13 protein-coding genes and 1 pseudogene are annotated in these 23557 nt (G+C 70.7%); 5 read left to right on the top strand and 9 right to left on the bottom strand.

Going from position 1 to position 23557, the window contains the following annotated elements:
• Window positions 1-66: 66 nt before the first annotated feature.
• Both WME75_RS28165 and WME75_RS28160 read right to left on the bottom strand, forming a co-directional pair.
• The gene (locus WME75_RS28165; RefSeq protein ID WP_437477303.1) at window positions 67-513 is read right to left on the bottom strand and encodes a CoA-binding protein; all 447 of its coding nucleotides are present in this window, start codon (window positions 511-513) and stop codon (window positions 67-69) included.
• A 314-nt stretch (window positions 514-827) separates the two neighbouring features.
• Window positions 828-2159 carry a hypothetical protein gene (locus WME75_RS28160; protein ID WP_437477300.1) on the bottom strand — a complete coding sequence of 444 codons (1332 nt, stop codon included), beginning with the start codon at window positions 2157-2159 and terminating at the stop codon, window positions 828-830.
• A gap of 273 nt (window positions 2160-2432) precedes the next feature.
• Between WME75_RS28160 and WME75_RS28155 the strand changes: the two genes are divergently transcribed.
• On the top strand, window positions 2433-3659 hold the full coding sequence (locus WME75_RS28155; RefSeq protein ID WP_437477298.1) for an FG-GAP repeat domain-containing protein: 1227 nt from the start codon (window positions 2433-2435) through the stop codon (window positions 3657-3659).
• Window positions 3660-4264: 605 nt separating this feature from the next.
• Here WME75_RS28155 and WME75_RS28150 read toward each other — a convergent pair.
• Window positions 4265-5308, bottom strand: a complete 1044-nt coding sequence (locus WME75_RS28150; RefSeq protein WP_437477295.1) for a sialate O-acetylesterase — start codon at window positions 5306-5308, stop codon at window positions 4265-4267.
• A 461-nt stretch (window positions 5309-5769) separates the two neighbouring features.
• Here WME75_RS28150 and WME75_RS28145 point away from each other — a divergent pair, with 461 nt between their 5' ends.
• Together WME75_RS28145 and WME75_RS28140 are read left to right on the top strand one after the other, a co-directional pair.
• Complete coding sequence (locus WME75_RS28145) at window positions 5770-6975, top strand: mechanosensitive ion channel family protein (RefSeq protein WP_437477292.1); 1206 nt, start codon at window positions 5770-5772, stop codon at window positions 6973-6975.
• A 130-nt stretch (window positions 6976-7105) separates the two neighbouring features.
• Window positions 7106-8068 carry an L-lactate dehydrogenase gene (locus WME75_RS28140; protein WP_437477289.1) on the top strand — a complete coding sequence of 321 codons (963 nt, stop codon included), beginning with the start codon at window positions 7106-7108 and terminating at the stop codon, window positions 8066-8068.
• 105 nt (window positions 8069-8173) lie between these two features.
• Here the strand turns inward: WME75_RS28140 and WME75_RS28135 are convergent, their stop codons facing one another.
• The 5 genes and pseudogenes from WME75_RS28135 to WME75_RS28115 form a co-directional block, all read right to left on the bottom strand.
• Complete coding sequence (locus tag WME75_RS28135) at window positions 8174-8551, bottom strand: hypothetical protein (RefSeq protein WP_437477286.1); 378 nt, start codon at window positions 8549-8551, stop codon at window positions 8174-8176.
• Between the two features lie 156 nt (window positions 8552-8707).
• Window positions 8708-9637: a hypothetical protein gene (locus tag WME75_RS28130; protein ID WP_437477283.1), complete on the bottom strand. Its 930-nt coding sequence runs from the start codon at window positions 9635-9637 to the stop codon at window positions 8708-8710.
• 227 nt (window positions 9638-9864) lie between these two features.
• A pseudogene (locus WME75_RS28125) lies at window positions 9865-10050 on the bottom strand (DUF3500 domain-containing protein); the annotation flags it as partial.
• Window positions 10051-10137: 87 nt separating this feature from the next.
• The gene (locus WME75_RS28120) at window positions 10138-11346 is read right to left on the bottom strand and encodes an FIST signal transduction protein (RefSeq protein WP_437477280.1); all 1209 of its coding nucleotides are present in this window, start codon (window positions 11344-11346) and stop codon (window positions 10138-10140) included.
• Between the two features lie 202 nt (window positions 11347-11548).
• Entirely contained in the window at window positions 11549-16903 is a 5355-nt protein-coding gene (locus WME75_RS28115) for a DNA repair ATPase (RefSeq protein ID WP_437477278.1), read from the bottom strand.
• A gap of 489 nt (window positions 16904-17392) precedes the next feature.
• On the opposite strand from WME75_RS28115, the gene WME75_RS28110 reads away from it, so the two are divergent.
• The gene (locus tag WME75_RS28110; protein ID WP_437477276.1) at window positions 17393-20329 is read left to right on the top strand and encodes a DUF4215 domain-containing protein; all 2937 of its coding nucleotides are present in this window, start codon (window positions 17393-17395) and stop codon (window positions 20327-20329) included.
• Between the two features lie 338 nt (window positions 20330-20667).
• Complete coding sequence (locus tag WME75_RS28105) at window positions 20668-21405, top strand: DJ-1/PfpI family protein (RefSeq protein ID WP_437477273.1); 738 nt, start codon at window positions 20668-20670, stop codon at window positions 21403-21405.
• A gap of 57 nt (window positions 21406-21462) precedes the next feature.
• Here the strand turns inward: WME75_RS28105 and WME75_RS28100 are convergent, their stop codons facing one another.
• Window positions 21463-23232, bottom strand: coding sequence for an amidohydrolase (locus WME75_RS28100; RefSeq protein ID WP_437477271.1), 1770 nt, complete (start codon window positions 23230-23232; stop codon window positions 21463-21465).
• Window positions 23233-23557 lie beyond the last annotated feature (325 nt).

The raw sequence follows: 23557 nt of genomic DNA, 5'->3' as shown, positions 1-23557 counted from the left end.
CGGCGGCGACACCGGCTCACTCTCGTCGTCCCCTGTGCCCTCGGTGCCTGATGTTCCCAACGAGCCTCAGCCCTGCCCGGCGACGCGGCGGTGGTCGACCATGAGGCAGCGGCTCTGCACGACGAGGATGCCGGCCTCGACGAGCCGCTCGGCCACCCTGTCGTTCCGGATGCCGAGCTGGAGCCAGACGGCGCGCGGACGGGCGGCGAGCAGGTCGGCGAGGTGCGCTGTGACGTCCTGGCCGCGCCGGAAGACGACGACGATGTCGACCGGGCCCGGGACGTCCGCCACGCGGCGATAGACCGGCTGGCCGAGGATGGTCTTCACGTCGGGGTAGTAGACGGGGACCGGGATCACCTCCACGCCCGCGCTCTGCAGGTAGCTCGGGACGTAGAAGGCGGGCTGATCCGCCTGCGCCTCGATCTTGATGCCGAGCACGGCGACGCGCCTCGCTGAACGGACCAGCTCGGCCACCCGGGCCTCGTCCTGGCTGATGTCGCGAATGTCGTTCATGCAGGGAGTGTACGTCCGCAGAGCCGGCGTGGCACCCATGGTGGAGGCCTTGCCTCCGCTGGAGCGGCTGAAGCCGAGCTCGCGGAGGATCTTGCTGTCCTCGATGGCCGGCTGGACGATGGCGCTCCATCGCCGCAGCGGCCTTGTTCCTGTGCAGACCCATCAGCCACTGGAGCACCCGCTCCGCCTTCTGCCGGTGCGCAGCCGGGCCATGAGGACCTCCCTTGCAGGACGACGACGCGAGGCCCGAGGACGCGTCCACGGGGGGCGGAGCGGGAGCGCCCTGAGGCCGGGCAGGGGCGCCCCGCAGGCGCTCAGGGGAGCCATCGCGCGACGTCGACAATCTCCCGGGCCACCGCGGCGACGCCCTGCGGCCCAGCGACGCGAGCGAACAAGGGCGCCAGGTGCCCGAGGTCGTCCTTCGTCCAGTCGTCGAGGAGATCGGGGCGCCGCTTCCAGTCGAGGTGCTGCAGGAGGCGCTGGCACAGGTGGCGCGCGTGCCGCTCGGTCATCGAGGCGGCCAGCGGGACCAGCGCAAAGAGCGCCTCGTCCTCATCGCTCGGCCGATCGAGGGCGCGCGCGAGCAACTCGCGTGTGATCGCTGGCGCGTGGTCCGGCGAGGCCTCGGCGATTGCAACGAGGGTTGGCCACGTGGCGCCGAGCTCGCGGGACAGGTCGAGGACGACGTCAGCCCCGAGAGCCCGGGTCCACGCAGCGGCGTTCCGCTCGAGGAGCGTGCGCCCGCCGTCGCTCGCCCGTGAATCGCTCGACAGCCGCGTCCAGACGGCGTCGCGAGCCGCGGCGGGCAGATGCGTCAGCAGGGCAGCCTGTGCCTCGACCCGGTCGGATGCCTCGGGCAGCGTCGCCACGAGCGCGAGCGCGTCGTCCGCGCGGCCGAGATCGCCCAGGCGCGCCGCGACCGCCGTGACCATTGGCCGCCGGAAGCAGGGCGCAGCCGCGCACGCCTGGATCAGCGCGGGCACGAGCTCGGCAGGCGCGTGGGGCGCGAGCGCGCACACGCTCCAGCACGCGTCCGCCGGCAGCTCGCCGTCGGCCACCAGCGACAGCGCGAGCCCCAGCCCCTCCGACACGCCCGCGTCCCGCTCCGCCGCGGGCAGGCCCGCGCAGAGGCGCGCGAGGACCTTGTGTCGCTCCGAGGCGGACAGCGCCTTGGACGCTGCCCAGAGCGCGCGCACCACGGAGGGAGGCAATCGCGCGGCGGCCTCCGAGAGCCGCGGCAGCTCGTCGCTCCTCGCATCGGCCGCGACCTCGGCGAACGCGTCGCGCGCGAGCTCGAGCGCCTCGGCCTCGGGCAGCAGCGCCGCCAGGGCCACGCGTTCGAGCCGGCTCTCCTCGGTCCGCTCGCCGCCGAGCCGCGCTGCCGCCTCGCGCGCGGTCGTCTCGCGCGCCTGCCCCTCGAGCGCACGCGCCGCGGCGGCGAGCGCAGCCCCGCCGGCGCGCTCGTCGCGGGCGGCCTCCAGCGCCCAGCCGAGCACGACGGCGCGCTCGGCGTCGGCGTCCGGCAGCTCGCGCGCCAGGCGAATCAGGGCGCCGGCGCGTTCCCCGGCGTCGGCGATCGGTCGGCCAGCGTCGAGATCGTCCTCGCCGACGCGCGGTATCTCGATTCCGCGGTCCGGCCGAGTCATCGCTGCCCTCGGGCCACCAAGGGGACGGCCGCCACGGAAGGCGCTCAGGGCCGGGGGTCGGGATCGGGGCTCAGCGCTCTGGGTCGGGGCTCAGCGCTCAGCGGACGCTGCTGCCGGCGGCGGAGGGCGTGCGGGGCTGCTTCGGGCGGAGGTTCATCTCCTCTTCGCCTTTCATCGCTCGCCTCGCGGCTATGCTCATCGAGCAGGCCACGACGTGCTAAGCGCTCGGAGATGGCTTCGGCAATGAGGTTGTTGTGCTGCGCACCGCTCGCCTTGGTTATCGCCTGCGCGGCCGACTCCTCGCGCGTGCCCGTCGACGCGGGCACCGACGCGCCGCCCGCGGGCACCGTCACCGCGCCCCCACCGCTCCCGCGTGAGGCCGCCCTCGACGCACGCTTCGTGAAGATCACGCTGCACCGCGAGTTCTACTGCGAGGGGGCGAGCTTTGCGGACTTCAATCACGACGGGGTGACGGATGTCATCGCGGGCCCGGATTGGTACGAGGGTCCGGGGTATGGCACGAGCCATCCCGTGTGGCCGAGGGAAGCCTTCGATCCGCACGGCTACTCGGATTGCTTCTTCGAGTTCCCCTACGACTTCGACCACGACGGGTTCACCGACGTCCTCGTCGTCGGCTTTCCGGGTGTGCCCGCGGCTTGGTACCAGAACCCGCGTGACGGCGACGCGCTCTGGGCTCGTCACGACACGCTGCCGTGGCCGATCGACAACGAGTCGCCCCTGTTTGCCGACATCACCGGCGACGGCGTGCCCGAGCTCGTGCACATGTCGGGGGGCGTGCTCGGAACGTCGTCGCCCGGCGTGGACCCGACGGAGCCGTGGGTCTTCCGGGCGCTCACCGAGAATCGGGGGTACGGCGCGTTCACGCACGGCCTCGGTGCAGGCGACGTCAACGGGGACGGCGCAAGCGACTTGGTCGAGGCGAGCGGCTACTTCACGCGGAGCCCAGAGTCGCCCGACGGCTTGCCGTTCACGCGCGTCGAGCAGCCGTTCGGTGCCGGGGGAGCGCAGATGCCGGTGGTCGACGTGGACGGCGACGGGGACGCGGACATAGCGACCACGCTGGCCGCTCACGGTTACGGGCTCTCCTGGTTCGAGCAGGTTCCAAACGCGGCCGGCACCGCGTTCGTGGAGCACGTCGTCGTGCCGAGGACCACTCCCGATGCGGCGTCGAGCGTGTTCATGCACGAGCCGCACGCGCTCGCTCACGCCGACATCGACGGTGACCGGCTCCAGGACCTCGTGAGCGGCGAGCGCTTCTGGGGTCATGTGCCTGCCGGCATGCCGGACTTCGACGCGCCGGCGCGGCTCTACTGGTTCGAGCAGGCGCGAGCGGCGGAACGCATCGACTTCCAGCCCGTTCTCATCGACGACGATTCGGGGGTAGGCACCCAGCTCACGGTCGCGGACGGCAACGGAGACGGCCGGCCGGACATCGTCATCTCGAACAAGAAGGGCGCTTTCGTCTTCCTACAACGCTAGGGCAGAATCCTCGCGCCGGTCCAGGTGTTACCGAGCCGATTGGCTGATGGGACTGCGCCCCGCCTGGATGATGGCCATCTTGCGAAGCGGCGAGGTCGTAAGCTCGAGGAGCTTGTGAAAATTTCTGAAGGTTGCCCGGAATGTGCGGCGGCGAGCGCCGGCCGACGGCGGGGCATCTACCTCCACCTCGACTCCCGCTCTCGGGTCGGCACCGGCTCGATGATGGAGGGGCACGGACCCATCAGCCGCTATCCATCACGAACATGGATTGAGATCGGGGCGACCTCAATTGTTGGGAGGGCGCGATAACAGGTGCGTATTTCGCTCGACTCGGCCACCCGTTCCGCCGGCACCCGGGCACCCGTTCCGGACCCGAGGAATCCCCTCAAATTTTCCGTAGAATTCACAGGGAGGCAGGGAGACGGGGAGTAAAATCTCAAAGATCTCCCTGTCTCCCCGCCTCCCTGTTCAATTTTTCGCTGACAGCGCGAACGAATGAGGAATTCTCAGCCCGCGATCCCCACGGCCGACATCATCAAAGGCCGCTCGAATCCAGGGGACTCGAGCGGCCTCGGTTGCGCGGACACCCGCCGCGAGCCGCTTTGTTACCACCCCAAAGCTTCGATCATCTTCTCGCCATAACGCGTGCCCATGAGAACAACGGACGCATGATCGAAGTGGTACTGATCCATGACGTTGGTCCCCTGCTGAGTGACCCAGTGTCCATCAGGCAACATGTCGGCCGCTTGGTGCACGAGGTTGTTGTGACCGCTGCAGCATCCGCCCGCGGGGAGCTCTCCGAGAATGAAGGGAACGTCGTAGTCGACCCCCCAGGCTTCTTTCACCTCGTTATAGAGCTGAACGACCTTGCCGGGCCATGAGCTCTGGCCGCTGTCGGACTCACCCTGGTGGAAGATGATGCCCGCGAAGCGCGCATTCTCGGCCGTCTTCGCTTTGGCGATCTTGTTCAAGATCATCTGGTGATGTGAGCCACCAGAGATGAACGTGTTGATCGACTCACCGCTCTCAGCGGTGCCGACCAGCCCGATCGTATCCCCCTCAGCCAGCTTTCCGAGCAGGGTCTTGCCGAACCAGATGCCCGGGTCGACGGCGTTCGACTCGTTCCATCCTTTTTCACCAGGGCAATCACTGAGCGGCGGATTGGCCACGTTCCACTGTCCGGCCGGCTGCTCGCATCCGCCGAGGACCTTGAGCCGCGCGTCAGAATTCTGGTCACTGGCCTGTTCGTCTGCGACACCGGCCATGTTCGACTGGCCCATGAGCATGAAGACGTGAAACGTCGGGCTTGCGCTCGGTGCGCCACCGGTGCCTGCCCCGCTGCCCCCCGATCCGGGCCCTCCCGTGGCGCCACCTCCAGTCCCAGCGCTCGTGCTGCCTGTCGCGCCGCCTCCGGTCCCCGCGCTCGTGCTGCCTGTCGCGCCGCCTCCGGTCCCCGCGCTCGTGCCACCTCCGGTCCCCGCGCTCGTGCCACCCGTCGAGGCGCCTCCGGTCCCCGAGCCGGCCCCTCCGGTGTTGTCGTTCTCACCGGTCGCGCCGGACTCGCCACAACCGGACGCAGCGATGATGAAGAGAAAGGGGAGGAGCAGGAATCTGCGGGTGCCTCGGATTGTGCGGTTCATCTCGGTCATGGTCGTTACCTCGTCGCGCCGGGGCGCGATCTGAAGAGAATGACGGAATTGGTAGGCCGGCGTCGCGATGCCGGCGCGGCGAACCTCGCCCGCAAAGAGCTCAGCGCCGGGGCCTAGACTATCGCACCTTGGGAGCTTGGCATCCAGGATTCGGCTTCAGGACAGCACAGGGAGAAGGCCGTTGGTGTTGAATTATTCCATTGTCGACGGCGATCGCTCTTCGCTGCGCCTCGAGCGCCGACCGATCCTCTCGAAGCGAAGCGGTCTCTCGGTCCGGGGCGCCAGGCGAGGAGCCGATAGACGAGCGTTCGACCGGTATGGAGAGTTTGATCAAGCCTCAGCAGCTCGACAAACACCCGGGCTCCTCATTCTGAGCCCGAAAGGGAGCGATTTTCAGGCGCTTGATTGAGGTCTGGCGCAGCGCGGGCCCCCCGCCCGCCGCTTGTGGCAGACTGCGCCCCGTGAACCTCGACCGGCTCCCGGCGCTCTGGGCCGACCTCGTCCGCTCCCCCGCCTCGCTGCCCGCCGCGCTCGGCATGTCGCTCGCCGTCTTCGCGCTCGGGTTCGTCGCCTACCGCCTGCTCTTCGGCTTGCTTTCGCGCGTCGCGCGCGCCACGCAGACGTCGCTCGACGACCTCCTGCTCCGGCGCATGCGGCTGCCGGCGCGCGTGCTCGTCGCGCTGCTCGCGCTCCACACGTACATCGCCCTGCGCGGGGGCGAGCTGCCCAGGATCCACAAGGGCGTGCTCCTCCTGGAGCTCGCGCTCGCGTCGTACCTGGCCATCGAGATCGCCGAGACCCTGGTCATCGACTACTGGCTCGCCGAGCGCCAGAAGGTGCAGCTCCCGGCGCTCGTGCGGCACCTCCTGCTCGCGATCCTCTACCTGGTCGCCGGCCTCTCGATCGTCGGCGCGGCCACCGGGGTCGACCTCGTGCCGCTGCTCGCGACCTCGACCGTCATCACGGTGGTCCTCGGCCTCGCGCTGCAGGACACCCTGGGCAACCTCTTCGCCGGGCTCGCCTTGCACTCCGAGCGCTCGTTCGGCGTGGGCGACTGGATCCTCGTCGACGGGATCGAGGGGCAGGTCGTCTACGTGGGCTGGCGCTCGACCCGCCTCAGGACGTTCTCCGGAGACATCGTGATCCTGCCGAACTCGATCATCGCCAAGGCGCGCGTGCAGAACTTCTGCGCCCCGGACCGGACGTGCGCGCGCAACATCGAGATGCTCGTCTCGCTCGGCGCCGCCCCCGAGGCCGTGGAGCGCGCGGCGCAGCGCGCCTGCGCGCAGGTGCCGGACATCCTCCGCGAGCCGCCGCCCAGGCTCTGGCTCGCCGCCGTCACACCCCTCTTCCAGCGGTACGTCATCAAGTTCTGGATCGCCGACTTCGAGCGCCACGATCTGCTGGAGTCCGAGGTGATGAAGACCTTCTTCCGCGCGTGTCGCGAGGAGGGCGTCGCCCTGAGCCCCGCCGCGGCGCAGCCGGGCCTCGCCCTCGATCCGCGCGTCATCGACCCGCGCGCCGCCGTCGATCCGACGATGGCCCCGCTGGTCCTGCCGGCGATCGTCGCGGTGCCGGCCGCCCCGGCGCCCGCCGCCGCGAGCGGCAAGGCCGACGCGGGAGCGCCGCGCCAGGGGCGCTCCACCGAGCCGCTCCCGGAGAGCTGAGCCCCGCGACCGGACACAGCGGGCGCCGGACATCGCTCGCGCCGGCCGCGCGGGCGAATGCGGCCTGTCGCGGCGTGTCGCGCCCCTGATTTGGCTTGGTCCGGCCCTGCCGCCGCGGTAGCCGATCGGTATGCCTGACAACCCGTCCGTCTCCCCCAGCAAGGTCGCGATCGTGGGCGCCGGCAGCGTCGGCGCGACGATCGCTTACGCCTGCCTGCTCCGCGGCGCGGCGAAGGAGGTCGCCCTCTTCGACGTGAACCGGACCAAGGTCGATGCCGAGGTGCTCGACCTGAACCACGGCCTGCAGTTCGTCCCGGCGGCGACGCTCGAGGGCAGCGATGACGTCGAGGTCTGTCGCGGGGCGCACGTGGTCGTCATCACCGCCGGCGCGAAGCAGAAGCCCGGACAGAGCCGGATGGACCTCGCCACCGCGAACGTCGGGATATGCCGCGAGCTCCTGCCGAAGCTCCTGGCGGTCGCGCCGGACGCGCTCTATCTGCTGGTGACCAATCCGGTCGACGTGATCACGTATGTCACGCTCAAGCTGACGGGCCTCCCGCCTGCCCGCGTGATCGGCAGCGGCACGGTGCTCGACAGCAGCCGGTTTCGCTTCCTGATCGCCCGGCAGCTGAACGTGGCCGTGCAGAACGTCCACGCGTACATCGCCGGCGAGCACGGAGACAGCGAGGTGCCGCTGTGGAGCAGCGCGAGCGTCGCGAACATCCCGCTCGACGCGTGGTCGGTGCCGGGCCACGGCAAGATCGGCGCGAGCGACCGGACGGAGATCTTCCACGGCGTGAAGAACGCCGCTGCCCAGGTGATCTCGGGCAAGGGCGCGACGAACTACGCGATCGGCCTGGCGACCGCCAAGATCCTGGAGGCCCTGCTCCGCGACGAGAACCGCGTGCTGCCCGTCAGCAGCCTGCTGAGCGGCTATCGCGGGATCGACGATGTGTGCCTGAGCGTGCCGTGCATCGTGAACCGGTCCGGCCTCGAGTCGCAGCTGCCCATCCCGATGAGCCCCGAGGAGGAGGCCGGCGTCCGTGCCAGCGCGGACACGATCCGCAAGGCGATCCGGTCGCTCGGGTTCTGAAGCGACCTGCCCGGACGGTGTCGCGCCCGGCCGCGAGGGGGGGCGCGCGACGTCCTGAACGCGGCGCCGCGCGCTCGAAGCGATGTCCGGACTCGGCGCGTCGCGTCAAGTCTGTGGCTTTTGGCATCGCGGATCCCATCGTCGATCCTCTGTTCCGTCAAGGTCGGTTCTGACCTCCCCGGACTCGTCAAATTGCCAGGCTGAATATCCATAGAAGAACCACTTCTTGATCGGGAACGTTCGCATGCTGCGAAGCTCGTCTGGCGTATGATGCCAGTGAGGTGGAATCACCGAAAAGAAGAGGTCGTTCGCAGCGCGCTTCGCTCGAAGGGACACCGACAAGAAACAGTGCTTGAACGTCGCTCGCGCCGCGGCTTCATCACAGTCCGGATGAGAATAGAAGTACCGGACGCCTTGCATCATTTGCCCGAAGTTGAGCGCCGTGTGCTTCGCGTACTCCTCCAGAAGGATCGTCAGTTTCATTTCTCTGTCCTCGAACAAGTCGGTGCAAGGGTCAGCAGAACTGCCTTGAAAGGTGCCGCCCTATGGATCTGCCACCACAGCGCCTAACGCCCTGGCGATGATCCGCGGGTATAGCCCGTCTGATTCATCGCCTTGTGGGGCCGCAACCGTCAACCTTCAGGAGAGCACGTCGGTGGCAGTCTTCGCCCCAAGGACGTTATCGATCCAGCGGTCGAGGGTCGCAATGTCCGTGCATGTCTGGATGCGCGTGCACTCGTCCGCGGTGAGCACGATGCCTGCACGCGCAAGCAGCCGCAGCAGCGTGTCCCTCTTGCCCTCGAGCCTGCCCTCCCTCTTGCCCTCGAGCTTGCCCTCGAGCTTGCCCTCCCTCAGGCCCTCGAGCTTGCCGCGGTCGATGAGCTTCTGCACGAACGGGGGAAAAGTCGCCTCGCCTTCGATCTGCCGTTCCATGACCAACGCCTCCAGAGCCTGCCGCATGGGCTCACGCAACCCGTTCCAGATGACCTGAAAGTAGACCGTCGCGTGCTCCTGGTCGAGCCGGCCGAGGGCAACGAGCGCCGCCTGGACCACGGTGAGCCCGTTCGGCCCGTTGCCGTGCGCCACGGCCGAGAGCACGGCGAGCTCGGTCTCCTGCTCCGCGTCGGCCGGGTCCGTGATCTCGGGTACGACGGCCGGACCGAGCACCAGCGGCTCGACGCTGCCGAGGCCCAGGCCGAGGTCGATGGTCTCCGCCGCCCACGCAGCCACGCCGGCGTCCGGCGCGACCACGAGGACGACCGTGCCGCAGCGCTTCCTGGCGCGCACGCCCGTGACGTACGTCGGCCACGAGAACCTCTTGTCCGGGTCCACGTCGCGCTGGACCTCGATGACGATCGCCAGCACCAGCGCGCCGCTCGCGGCTCGAAGCTCGAGCACCAGGTCAGCGCGGAACTCCACCGGGAGGAGCTGGTCGAGCGACGACTCGACAACCGCGACCGAGGCGTGCGGCGGCACCTCGAGGTGGAAGAGCGTCGTGAGCAAGCGGGGCGCGAGCTCCGGGTGCTCACGGAACATCTCGACGAGGGCGTTGTGCTCGAGCGTCGGCATGACGCTCGGCCTTGAGCACACCGCATGCCGACATGAAACGACGGGAGAACACGAGGAGAGATCCATTTCACGGGTGGCGGCGCCATGGCGGAGGGTGGCGGCCACCACTCCCCACTCCATGGTACGCCCGGCCCAACGCCTTGCCGGTGTGCTGCGGTCAGCACCACTGGCTTGTTCGGCGGCACCCAGTCCATCCGGGGGTGGAGATGGGAATCGTGGTGTCCCTCGAAGCGAAAACCCCACGGGGCCCGGGGCCCGGGCTGGCCGAAGAGGGCGAGTTGGTAGCGGCCCGGGTCGCGGAACGCCGGGTTGCCCTCGATGCCCCCGAGGATGCCCCCGAGCAGCAGGACGCCCTCCAGCTTGCGGTATCCCGCCGGGCTGAGTTTCGCACAGAGGTGCTGGGTAACAAGCACCGGGGCGCACCTCCGAGATCCGACATCTGCCCTGGCCCGCCTCTCGCTTGCGCTTGCAGGGGCACGAGCCGCTCGGCGCCGCAGGCCTCAGCCGCTGGCCGGCCCCGTCCCCTGGTCCGACTCCCCCCACGCCACCATGACCGCGCTCGTGTTGTAGAAGCCCTCGACGCTCCCCCCGAACTTCGCGATCTGCCCGTAACACGCCATCCCGAACATCGGATGGGCCGCCCCGCTCGGCGACAGGAACGCCCGCACCTCGTCCCGGTACCGCTCCCCCAGCAACCGGAACCGCGACGCGCAGTCGAACACGAGCGCCCCCGACACCGCGGGCAGCGACCCGAGCACCTTCGTCGATAGCCCCTTCGCCGCCTGCAGCAGCGCGTCGGCCGTCGCGTTCACCACCCGCACCACCTGCCCCCGGGCCAGCCCGCCGGTCAGCACGACCGCCCCGTCCCCCCGGACCGCGATCGGCCCCCGGATCTTCAGCGCCTCCCCGAACGGCGTCTTCGCCCCGAGCGCGTGCTTCGCCATCGTCTGGAGCAGCCCCTCGCCGCTCGACCTCAGCCTGAGCCGCGACAGCTCCTCCTCGATCACCCGCGCCGCCGGCTGCCCGTCCAGCGTCCTGAGCACGTTCCGCTCGATGTCCGTGATCGTGAAATCCCGCCCCCCCTCGGCCGCCCGGAACCCGTGCACCACGTCGATGTTCACCCGGTGCCGGTGCGTCAGCCGCACAAGCACCGCCGCGTCCGTCAGCGCCTTGCGGCCCAGGAACACCCGCGCCCCCTCGAACGTCCACCCGTCGCCCGCCGTCCCACCGAAGACCCGCGTGTGCGGCGGCACCCCCTGCCGGAGCGCCGCCACAAGCTCGTCCCCGTCGCACGCGAACGCGTCCGCCAGCACCAGGATCGAGCTCGGCGCGCCGCTGCGCGGGCCGTTGCTCGAGACCGCCTCGTCCATGTCGCTCAGCGCCGCCCGGATGCTCTTGCCGTGATCCGCCCGCAGCTCGCGCGCCACAGCGCACGTCACCTCGACGTGCGCGCCCCCGAGGAACGCGCACGACACACCGCTCCTCGTGAAGCCCCGCTCCGTGAACGACGCCCCGCCCGTGGTGGCCCCGATCACCGGGACGCCCGTCGCGTCCTCGACCGCGGCGAGGTACTCCTCGTGCTTCCCCCCGTTCGGCAAGGCCAGGATCGCGAGCCGCGCGGGCTCCTTCCACTCCGCGACCGTTCGCTCGACCTTCCGGCCGAGCAGCCACGCGTTCCCATCAAAGGGTCCGAGGGTCATCATCTTCATGCGCCGAAGCTCCTACGTGCCCAGCGCCGGAGCGCGGGGCTTCGAGTCCAGGCCATCCGCTGACGATACGCGTCGCGGCATGGTGATAACACGCACGACGGATCCCTCTCTACTCCTCTTGTAGACTTCTGCTCCGTGCGGTCGCCCGCCTTGTGAGAGACCCGCGGCCGCTCGTCGGTGGAGCGCGGGTGCTGTGATCCGCTCACGCACCTCCGCGCTCGCGGGTGGGGTCGGCTTCACCAGGCCGCACCGGCGGCGGCGGCTGGCTCTGCGGGCGCGCCGCTGCGCGGACCCGCTCGTCGAGCGACCGGAGCGCCTGGCCGAGCTCCGCGATCTGCGCCTCGATCGCCCGGATGCCGAACGCGCTCTGCGTCGTCGCCTTCGAGAGCGGCGCGACGATCCGCTCCACGAGCGACAGGTGGTGGCCCACGAACTCGGACACCGAGCGATCCGTCTCGACCTTCACCTCGACCGTCGGCTGCGCGACCCCCTTGAGCGCCGCGGAGAGCCGCTCGAGCTCCGGCGCGAGCCACTGCTTCATCTCCCGCGCCCGCGCGTCGCCCGCCTGCGCCGCCACGGCCGCCTTGCCGATCGCCCCGCGGATGCCCTCGAGCTGCTCGCCCAGCATCGAGAGCGTGCCGGTCACGCGCACGACCGGATCGTCCTCCTTGCCGCCCATCCGCTTGATGCGCTGGTACCCCTTCCTGATCTCCTCCCACCGCGCCTTCTGCTCGGGCGTCATCCGGCCGCGCAGCTCGCCGAGCTTGAGCAGGTTCTGCTCGGCGCCCGTCGTCAGCGTCTGCGACTCGCTCACGTAGTGGTCGTCGATGAGCCGGTCGATCTCCTCGGGCGTGTGCGCCGCGACGACCTTCTCGGCCAGCTTGTTCATGTTGCGGTAGCTGCCCTGCAGCTTGAACGGCGGCTCGGTCCGGAAGGCGTCGTCCTGCGACGCGCTCCGGATGTACTCGAGGTTCACCGACAGGAGCACCTTCTGCACCCGGAAGAGCCGCTCGAACACGGCGACGATCTCCGTGACCTCCGCCGCGGAGTAGGCGTGCTCGAGCTCCGTCGTGGCGACCGACTCGCCCTGCGCCATCCGGAGCAGCTTGTGCGTGTCCCCCGGCGGCCGCCCCGAGAGCGGCGCGAGCGTCGGGTTCGACGTGAGCGCGTTCTCCAGGTAGCTCAGCGCGAACAGCTGCTCCTTGCCGTCGAGGATGTCGCCGAGGTTGTAGGTGTCGGCCCGGTTCGACAGCATGTCGGGGATCTGGAACCGCGCGCCCGACTCCGTGTACGGGTTGCCCGCCATCACCACGCAGAACTTCTTGCCGCGCAGGTCGTACGTCCTCGTCCGGCCGCGCCACACGCCCTCGATCCGGCGCTGCCCGTCGCAGAGCGAGATGAACTTCTGGAGCAGCTCCGTGTTCGTGTGCTGGATGTCGTCGAGGTAGAGCATCACGTTGTTGCCCATCTCGAACGCCAGGTTGATCTTCTCGACCTCCTGGCGCGCGGTCGCGTTCGGGGCCTCGGTCGGGTCGAGCGACGTCACCTCGTGGCCGAGCGACGGCCCGTTCACCTTCATGAACACGAGGCCGAGCTTGCTCGCGACGTACTCCATCAGCGTCGTCTTGCCGTAGCCCGGCGGCGAGATGAGCAGCAGCATGCCCATCAGGTCGGTGCGCTTCGCGTCGCCCGCGGCCCCGAGCTGCTTCGCCAGGTTCGCGCCGACGAGCGGCAGGTACACCTCGTCGATGAGCCGGTTGCGCACGAACGACGTGAGCACCCGCGGCGCGAACTCCTCGAGGCGCAGCCGCTTCCGCTCCCGCTCGGCGATCTCGCTCCGCACCTTCCTGTAGGCGCGGTAGCGGGGCGCCCTTTCGTGCAGGAAGTCCTCGATCCTGCTCAGGAATTCGTCGAGCCGGAGCGCGAGCGCGCGCTCCTTGATGCGCGGGTGCTGGCCGAGCAGCCCCTCGACGCGCGCCTCGGTCACGGCCCCGCTCGGCTCCCGCTCGAGGTGCCGCTCCGTCACCATGACGACCGCCGCCTCGAGCGCGAGGTGGGCCAGCGGGGCCCACGCGGCGTCGCGCGCGGCGAGCCCCCGCAGCCACGCCAGCGCGAGCTCCAGCCGCTCGGCCGGGTGCTTCTCGAGCTGCCGGAGGTCCTCCTCGAACGCCCCGCGGCCGCCCTCGAGGTCGAGGCGCGCGAGCAGCGCGGCGCGCAGATCGAGCGCCGCGTCGCTGGTCACGAACCTCGGGTGCTCCGCCGCGAGCTCCTCCACGAGGTACCGCGCCGCGACGCGCACGTCCGCCGCGCGGTTCACGTCCGCCGCGAGCCGGTGCGCCGCCGCCGCCGCGGCCACGCTCGCCGCGAGCTCGGCCGCGAGCGCCGCCCGCGCCTCGCCCTCGCCGAGCTGCGCCGCGAGCCGGCCGAGGCTCCGCGCCCGCCGGTGCGCGAGATCCCGGGCGCGCGGGTCGAGCCCCGCCCAGGTCAGGCAGGCGAGCGCCCGCGGCGTGCTGCCGAAGCGGAGCAGCCCCGCCGTGGCCCGCAGCGCGAGCAGCTTCTCCAGGAGGTGCGCCGCGTCCGCGTCGTGGACGCCGCGCTCGTAGCCCTCGTCGTGCCGGTCCGCCGCGTACGCGCGCACCGCGGCGAGCAGCCCGCCCGGGCCGAGCGACGCCTCGCGCAGCCGGTCGATCGAGAGCCCGCCGCGCCCCGCCTCGGCGTCCGCGAGCATCGAGCCCGCGAGGACCTCGCCCCGGTAGACGTCCGGGGTCTCGCTCACGAGCTCCTGGCCCCAGAGGTCGCGCGCGCTCTCGAGCGCCGGGTCCTCGATCGGCTCGAAGAAGTCCGTCCCGGTGAGGTGCAGCGCGAGCCCCTCGCCGTGCGGGACCAGCGTGAGCTCCAGGGCCTGCGTGCTCACGTTGAAGCGGTGGCGGCCGAGCTTGATGACGTCGCCGCCGCCGCCCTCGAACAGGTCCTCCCGGTCGCGCAGCGCCCGGAGCGCGTCCTGCCGCGCCGACTTGAGCCGCGCCTCGACCTCGTCCCCCTTCACGCTGTCGCCGAGCGCGTGGAGGCTCGCCGCGAGATCGCGGATCTTCGCGACCATGGCGTCGGACGCGAAGTACGTGTTGAGCTCGTCCACGGTCGCGAACGAGCGCGCCCGCCGCGTCACCCCCTGGACGATCCGGTCCGCCGCGGCGACGAGGTTCGAGACGCGCCGCTGCCGCTCGTCGAGCAGCGTCTGCCGCCGCGCGGCGATCGCGTCGTTCACCTCCTCGCGCTTCGCCGCGAGCTCGCCCAGGAACTCGTCGAACTCGCCGAACTTCCCCTCGAGATCCTCGAGCTGGACGAGGAGCTTCGAGAGCTCGGCGTCGCAGCGCTCGGGCGAGTCGCAGACGGCCAGCGCGCTCGAGACGCTCTGGCCGAACACCTTGAACTGCGCGCCGAACTCGGCGCGCCCCTCGGCGCCCCGGAGGTCCTTGCCGCGGGCGCTCAGCGTCGCGCGGGCGCGGTTGAGCTGCGCGTAGACCTCGCTGATCCCCTCCAGGATCCGGGTCCGCGCCGTGGGGTCGTCGACCTTCAGGCCCGCCACGATCTCGGCGAGCACCGAGAGCCCCTCGTTCACGCCGTCGAGGTCCGCGGCGAACGGGGCGAGCTCGGACGACTTCGCGACCGCCTCGATCCTGGCGATGAGGCCCGCGAGCCGGTCGGCCAGCGGCCGGAACGCCTGGTCGCCGAGGAGGAACGTCACGCACGCGCCGCTCACCTCGCCGGTGCGCGCCAGGATCTCGGCCTCGAGCGCGTCGAGGCGGCCGAGGTCCATGTACTTGAGCTCGCGGAGCGTGATGAGGTGCCCCCGCTGCCGCCGCAGCGCGGTCAGGGCCTTCAGGAACGCGTCGACGCTCGCCGCGTCCTCGGGCCGCACCCCGCCGAGCAGCTGCTGCTGCGCCGCCTCGGTCTCGGCGAGCGCGCTCGCCGCGCGCGCCTTGATGGCCTCGACCTTCTCGAACTCGTCGACGATGCTCTCCGAGACGGTCCGGAGCTCGTTCACGGTCGACAGGAGGTCGCCCGCCTCGGCGTGGCCGAGCCAGTAGTAGGCGTCGGTCATCCGCTCGGCGGTCCGGATGAGGTCCTCGAACGTCTGGCGGGTGGGCGACCCGTCCATCGCCGCGCGCCGCATGCTGAGCGCGTCCGAGATCCCCCGCACGAGGTCGGCGTTGCCCACCTTCGCGAGGTACGAGCCGTCGGTCGGCGCCGACGCCGCGAACTCCGCGGTCATGAACGGCGTCTGCCAGATCTGCATCGGGTGGACGCGGGTCGGCTCCTCGCCCAGCGCCCGGAAGATCACCATCTTGCCGTCGTCGAAGAGGCTGTACCCGTGGCACTGGATCGGGGTCGCGATCTCCTTGCGGATCAGGTTGTACGGGAAGAGCACGTAGCGCCCGTCCACGACCTGGTGGAACACGTAGAGCACGTCTTCCCCGTTCGGCGAGCGGATGACCCGCTCGAAGACGAGGCTGTCGGTGCTGCCCTCGAAGCGCTTCGTCTCCCCGGTGATGAGGTAGTAGCCGTTCGGGAAGACGATGCCCTGGTCCTCCGGGAGGCTCAGGCAGGCGAGGCCGATCGCGTCGATGCGCACGACCTTCCGGGTGCGGCCGTTGTAGACGAGGTACCGGTACGACGGCTCCCGGAACGGCTTGATCTTGAGCAGGATGAGCGGCCCGAGCCGGGCATACTGGATGTCGGCGTCGTCGAGCGCCTGGCCCGCGTCGTCGACCGGCTCGCGGTAGATGCCGAGCCCCGTGGCCGTGTTGTTCTCGACCTTGATGGTGAGGTCGCCGCCGACCGTCTCGACGAAGATCTCGCCGAGGATGGTGACGTGCGGGTGCTTGCCCTGCACGTGGTCGTCGCGCGTGGTCTGCGTCCAGGCGAAGTCGTGCGCCCGCGGGCGGACGTTGTCCTCGTCGCCGCGCGCGTCGAGGTAGCGGACGCGCCCTGTCGCGTCGATGCTCCAGCGGAACACCTTGACGTCGCGCTCGGTGGCGCCGACCTGGAAGACGGCGAGCATCCGCGTGTCGCTGCGCCGGAGCTGGAGCAGCCGGGGCTCCTTGACGTAGCGGTGGAGGTCGTTGAACTCCTTGACGAAGGTGGCGTCGCCGAGGAACGCGTCGCCCTCCTCGAGCGGCGCGTGCGACAGGTCGAAGGCGCCGCCCTCGCTCGCGAAGCGGTGGAGGCTGAAGACGTCGCCGACGTTCACCTCCTTGAGCCCCATGAACACGAGGTAGCCGACGAGCAGCTTGCCCCGGATGCTCACGATGTCGCGCGGCAGGCAGTTGTTCTCGGTCCTGACGCGCGCGTTCTCGAGGAGCGCGAGGTCGGTGCCGCCGAACACCTGCTTTCGCCGCGCGTTGAGCGCCTCGGCGCGGCGGCCGAGCTCCTCGGCGCGCTCGACGAGCCGCCGGCGGATGACCTCGTAATTGCCCCCATCCAGCGTCTCCGCCGCCTGCGGGGGGGGAGCCCCCGCCGTCCGGGCCGCGCCGTCCAAGGCCCCTGTCGCCACCATGCATGCTCCGTGTGGTCCGGCTCGATGCCCGCCCCCGCGTCGAATCCGCGCGGGCCTCGGCCTGTCCGCGGCCAGGTTACAGCCGTTCGCCGCGTCCGGGGGGCGAGATGGCGACCGCGCCGCGCGGCGGCGCGAGGCAGGCCGCTGCGCGCGCGGGCCGTGAGGGGGGTCACGGCGCGCGGGGGCCGCGAGGGGGCCGCGGCGCGCGCCGGCCGCCAGCGCGCCGGGATGTCAGGCCCGGGCTGCCCCCTGCCGGCCGGCGCGCCGCCCGCGGATTCCACCGCGTCCCGGCGGGCGGCGCGTCGCAAAGCCGCCACGGCGTCAAATCCGCTTGCTCCACGGGGGGTGTTGCGTTGCGATGGGCCGTTAACGAGGGCGACAGCCGCGCGCATGCGCGCGCGAGCCCACGCCGCCTCCGGCGGCGCACCTCGTCGACCGGGGCGCCTCGCGGCGCGGCTTGGAACGCACGACGAACTTCAGCGAGTTGGGATGGTGGCATCAATGCGCTTGGGAAAAAGACTTACTTCCGTGCTCCTCGTCCTGGTTGCCGGTCCGCTCGCCGCCTGCGGGGATGACGGCGGCGGCGGTAGCGGCGCGGGGAGCGGCGTGGGCGGGGCGGGCGGGGCGGGTGGCGCCACGGGCACCGGCGGAACCGACGACAGCTCCGGGGCCCTGGGCGGCGGGTTCATCACCGTCGGACCCGGGGGGACCACCGGCAGCGGCGGCGATCCGTGCGAGTCGCCGGATCCTCCGCCGGAGTGCGACGCGGTGGCGCCGGCGTGCGGCGACGGCGAGATCAACCAGGAGACCGAGGCGTGCGACGACGGCAACAGCCTGCCCGGGGACTGTTGCTCCGGCGCCTGCAAGGTGGAGCCGTACTGCGCGTGCGAGCCGGGGGAGCCCTGCCACACGACGATCGCCTGCGGCAACGGCGCGATCGAGCCCGGCGAGAGCTGCGAGGACGGGAACACCGCCTCGGGCGACGGCTGTGACGATCGCTGCCAGCGGGAGCCGGGCGACTGGGTGTGCCCGGGGCCCGGGTTGCCGTGCTACCGGCTGCACTCGTGCGGCGACGCGCGGGTCTCGGGCGGCGAGACCTGCGACGACGGCAACGCGGTGCCCGGAGACGGGTGCTCCGACGTCTGCGCCCTGGAGGACCCTGGCAACATCACCTGCCCGAACCCGGGGCGGCCTTGCAGGCCGGTCGAGCGGTGCGGCGACGGCCTGCTGCGGCCGAGCGAGAGGTGCGACGACGGCAACCTGGAGCCGGAGGACGGCTGCTCGCCGAGCTGCCAGGTCGAGGCCGGCTGGGTGTGCCCGGATGGCGTGAGCTGCGTCTTCACGGTCGTCTGCGGCGACGGTCAGATCGGCGTGGGCGAGGGGTGCGACGACCGCAACAGGGTCGCGGGCGACGGGTGCTCGGCCACGTGCCAGATCGAGCCCGGGTTCGAATGCGCGCGCGCCGGGAGCCGCTGCACGGCGCTCTGTGGCGACGGTCGGGTCGTGGCCCGGGAGGAGTGCGACGACGGCGGCGCGGAGGACGGCGACGGGTGCGACGCCACGTGCAAGTGGGAGCCGGGCCTCGTGTGCGAGCCCGCGGCCGGCGGTTACATCTGCCGCGCCACCGTCTGCAACGACGGGGAGCGCGAGGGCTCCGAGCCGTGCGACGACGGCAACAACACGATGGGCGACGGCTGCACGCCGTTCTGCCAGGTCGAGCCGGCCTGCGGCGACAGCGGCTGCACCTCGGAGTGCGGCGACGGGCTGCGCCTGGGCAGCGAGGCGTGCGACGACGGCAACACGACCGACGGCGACGGCTGCTCGTCCACGTGCATCATCGAGCCGGGGTACAGCTGCACGAACGACGCGCCCCTGGGCGACGAGCTCCTCGTGCCGATCGTGTACCGCGACTTCAAGGAGGACGCGCCGAACTTCGAGCCGAACACAAATCCGCCGAACGCGCTCGTGACGGGGATCGTGCAGAACGTCCTCGGCACCAACAACAAGCCCCAGTTCGCGGCGGCGCGGCCGAACGGCTTCCTCACGAACGCCGCGGATTTCAACAACTGGTACAGCGACTCGACCCTCTCGAAGACGGTCGCGGACCGGCTCGCGCTCGCGCGCGTCGGGACGTCGGACTTGTTCGTCTACGAGGATCACACGTTCTTCCCGCTCGACGGCAGGGGCTGGCAGCACACGTCGGTGCCGGTGGCGCAGCGCGAGGCGAGCCGCGCGGCGACCGATCCGTTCAACGACTGGTCTGCTGCGGGCAACCACAACTTCTACTTCACGAGCGAGGTTCGCTACTGGTTCGAGTACCACGGCGGGGAGCGGCTCGATTTCTACGGGGACGACGACGTCTGGGTGTTCGTCAACAACCGGCTCCGCGTCGACCTCGGCGGCATCCACGCCCCCATGGGGACCGGCGAGATCGACGGCGTGGAGGACGATCGCGGGACGGTGCTCATGGATGACCTCGGCCTGACGGAGGGGAGGGTCTACGAGGTCGTCGTGTTCCAGGCGGAGCGCCACATCACGGGGTCGAGCTACAAGCTGACGCTCGGCGGCTTCAACGCGGCCCCCTCGCGCTGCGAGCCCGTGTGCGGCGACGGGATCGTCACGCCGGACGAGCAGTGCGACGACGGGGCGGAGAACGGCCCTGGTTACGGGAAATGCTCCACGACCTGCACGCTCGGGCTCTACTGCGGCGACGGGGTCCGGACGACTCCGTACGAGATCTGCGACGACGGCACCAACCTGGGCGGCTACGGCTCGGGGGCCTGCGCCCCGGGTTGCGTGGCGGCGCCCCGGTGCGGCGACGAGGACATCAACAGCCAGTTCGGCGAGACGTGCGACGACGGCGTGAACGACGGCCGCTATGGCGGGTGCACGCCGGAGTGCCTCATCGGGCCGTGGTGCGGCGATGCGATGGTCCACAGGCCGGACGAGACGTGCGACGACGGCGTGAACGACGGCCGTTATGGCGGGTGCACGCCGGAGTGCGGCGAGGCGGCGAAGTGCGGCGACGGGACCCCGCAGGCGGAGTGGGGCGAGGAGTGCGACGACGGCGTGAACGACGGCAGCATGGGCTGCCTCGGCTGCCGGATCGGGGCCGTCTGCGGCGACGGGTTCCCCCAGACGGAGCTCGGCGAGGAGTGCGACGACGGCGTGAACGACGGCGGTCACGGCGAGTGCGCTCCCGGTTGCGTCTACGGTCCGCGCTGCGGCGACGGCGTGACCCAGACGCCGCCCGAGGAGTGCGATGACGTGGAGAACGACGGCGGTTACGGCGAGTGCGCTCCTGGTTGCGTGTTCGGTCCGCACTGCGGCGACGGCGTGCGGCAGCTGCCGTACGAGCAGTGCGACGACGACAACACCGCGAGCGGCGACGGCTGCAGCGCCACGTGCCACGACGAGGTCAACTGACCCGGATCGATCCGTGACGGAGAGCAGCGCGCGGCGGCTCGCCAGGGCCGCCGCGCCGCTCGCCTGCGGGTAACAACTCGTCCAGCGAGATCCTCTGTGGTTCGGCGGGAGGTCTCGCCGAGGCGCCCGGCCCCCGGGGAGGTGGTAACGAGCCTCTACCGCAATGGGGTGACCGACGATCCCGTGCGCGCGCTCGCGGCCGCGCAGCGGGGCAGGAAATGCAGGCGGATTGTCCCTCTCCCTCTCCGCGCGGGGCGCATGCTCACGGAGCACCGCTCGCGCAGCGCGCGCGCCCGCGCGCCCGCGCGTCCTCGCGTGAGACCAGAAAGGACTCCACGATGAGCGTTCACGACGATCCCACGTTCACTTTGCCCCTGAGCCTTCCCATGGAGCGCAAGCTCCAGGTGGCGCTCTTCGTCTGCCCCGGCTTCTTCTTGCCCGACAACATCGGCCTGCAGACGGTGTTCGGGCTCCTGCCCAGCGTGGACCTGCACCTCGTATGGAAGAACAGGGACGAGATCGCGGGCGTCCCGCGTTTCACGACGCGGGCCACCACCTCGTTCAGCGACTGCCCGAAGGCGCTCGACATCCTCCATGTGCCGGCGGTTCCCCCCCACGTCATGGAGGATGAAGAGTCGCTCGCGTTCCTCGCGGAGGCTGGCAGCCGCGCGACGTGGCTGTCCGGCGTCTGCGCGGGCGCGCTGATGCTGGGCGCGGCGGGCCTGCTCAAGGGTTACCGGGCCACCACGAACTTTCACCTGCACGACCAGCTGGCCTATTACGGCGCGATCCCCACCAAGGGGAACGTGGTGGAAGACCGGAATCGGCTCACCTCAGGGCCGGTCTCCGGCGGCTTCGATCTCGCGCTGCGCCTGCTCGGGCGTCTCCACGGTGACGAGGTGGCCAGGGAGTGCGAGCTGGAGATGGAATACGCGCCGGAGCCGCCCTACGGCACGGGCAGCCCCGAGCTCGCCGGGCCGGAGCTGACGGCGAGGTCGCTCCAGAGGATGGCGCCGCTGATCGAGGCGACGCGCCAGGTAGGCATCCGCGCTTCCCGGCGGCTGGAGATCGCCTGAGCCGCGCTTCCACCCACGCCTGCCAGCGCCACCCCGATCCCCTATGCAGACGGCGCTCTAGCCCTTCGGCCGCATGGAATCGGCGGTATAGACGACCTTTCCCCCGACGAGGGTCATGAGCACGTGAATCTTGCCGAGATCGTCCTCGGGGATCTGAAGGAAGTTCTGGTCCAGCACGACCATGTCAGCGAATTTGCCGATCTCGATCGAGCCTACGACCTTCTCCAGCCGCAGCTGGTAGGCCGAGCTCATGGTGATCGCACGCAGCGCGACGCTGCGCGGCAGGAGCGGGTCGTCGTTGAGCCGGCCCGCATAGGCCGGACCGAAGCTGGCCGGATGCGTGGGGTCCCCCCTGCGGGTGACGCCGATCTTCAACGCCAGGAACTCGGCGAACGGATCGATCGGCCAGTCGCTGCCATAGGCTATCCTCGCGCCAGCGTTGTGCAGGCTGCCCTCGGGCTCCAGGCGGGCATAACGCTCCGGCCCGAGCTGATTCTTCATCCCATCGACGGAATAAGGCGCCTCTTGCGCCCACTGGAACGACATGACCGGGATCACGCCGAGCGCCTTGAAGCGACCGAAGTCCGCCGGATCGACCGTCTCGCAATGCGCGATCGCCGCGCGAACGTCGTTGCCCGGCAGTCGGGCGCGCAGGGTCTCGTAAACGTCGAGCGTCTGCCGCACCGCACGATCGCCGATCGCGTGGACGTGGGGATCGAACCCGGCCTCGACCGCCGCGAGGAGCAGTGATTTCAGCGTGTCCGGCGGAAAGTAAACGTCGCCGCTGTGCGTGCCAGGGGCCCATCTCGGCGCGCCGCCCGTGCCCACGTTGACATGGTACGGCGCGAGCATCGCCGCGGTCTGGGCCGGCGCCTGCAGGACGCCATCCATCATGATCTTGATGTGGCGCGCGCCGATGCCAGGGGCCGGCTCCGAGGCGGGCTGATCATAGGAGGCCGCCAGTGCCCTGGCCGCGGCGATCGCTTTATTCGGATCCTTCGCCACCTTGTCGGGATCGATCATGATGGCGAAGAGCGCCCTCGCCGTCAGCTCGCCGCTGCGCTGCACGGTCGTGAACGCTCTCAGCGCACGTTCGTCCGAGGACGCGTCCATGAAGGTGGTCACGCCCTGGCGGCGGATGGCGTCGAGCGCCGCCTTCGCGCTGCGCACGTCGTCCTCATGCGTCGGCGCCGGCATGGCCGCCGACACCAGCGCGATGCCGGCGTCCTCGAAGATGCCCGTCGGCTGGCCGCCTGCCTCGCGACCGATCTTGCCGCCGACCGGATCGGGCGTGGCAGCGGTGATGCCCGCCAGCGCCATGCTGCGCGAGTTGGTCAGCGCGCTGTGGTGGTCGGTGGAGTGCACGAGGATCGGCCGCTGGGTCCTGAGCGCGTCGAGCGCGGCCCGCGTCGGGTCGGCGTCCACCGAGACCGTGCCCTGCCGATCCCAGCTCGACACCTCGAGCCAGTGGTCGGGACCCTTGGCTGGCTCGCTGTCGAGGCAGGCCTGGATCTTCTCCTGGAGCTGCGCGATGGTGTGCGTCTTGTAGTCAAGGCTGCACATCAGACGTTGCGACCCGCCGGACATCACATGCAGATGGCCGTCGACCAGGCCGGGCATCATCATGCGGCCCTTCAGATCGATGACCTCGGTCCGGGCGCCCACGTAGCGCTGTACGCCGCTGTCAGCGCCGACATAGACGATCCTGCCGGCGCGCACCGCGACCGCCTGCTGCACCGAGTCCGCGCTGTCGACGGTGTACACGAACCCATTCCGCAGCACCGTGTCGGCGCCCTGCGGCATGGAGCCGCCGCAGGCGACCTGCATCGCGAAGAGGGCGTGCGACGCCGCGCACGCGGCGCCGAACGCGCGACGACGGCGGGGGGAGACGCGGCTCTCGCCTGCAGCCCGAGAGGTGTTCCTCATGAGCGCTCCTGTGCACGTCCGGCGCCCTCTGCGACACGGCGTCGCCAGGGTCGAACGGGCTCGCTCCTCATCGGAAACGGAGAGCTTCGTCGTCGTAGCTCGCGAGAGCTCCGCTCTGGCCATGCCTGTGTCGCTCGAGAGGTCATGAGTTGAGCTCCATCATAACACAATCGGCGCGGCGGGAGCGGAGCCGGCCGCGGCGGAAGAGCGGCCGCCGGAGGTGCGG

It is taken from the genome of Sorangium sp. So ce1014 (assembly GCF_051521505.1).
Taxonomy (GTDB): Bacteria; Myxococcota_A; Polyangia; order Polyangiales; family Polyangiaceae; genus Sorangium.
Note: the sequence above shows the minus strand (reverse complement) of the source record. Positions and strands in the feature narration are given on the sequence as shown.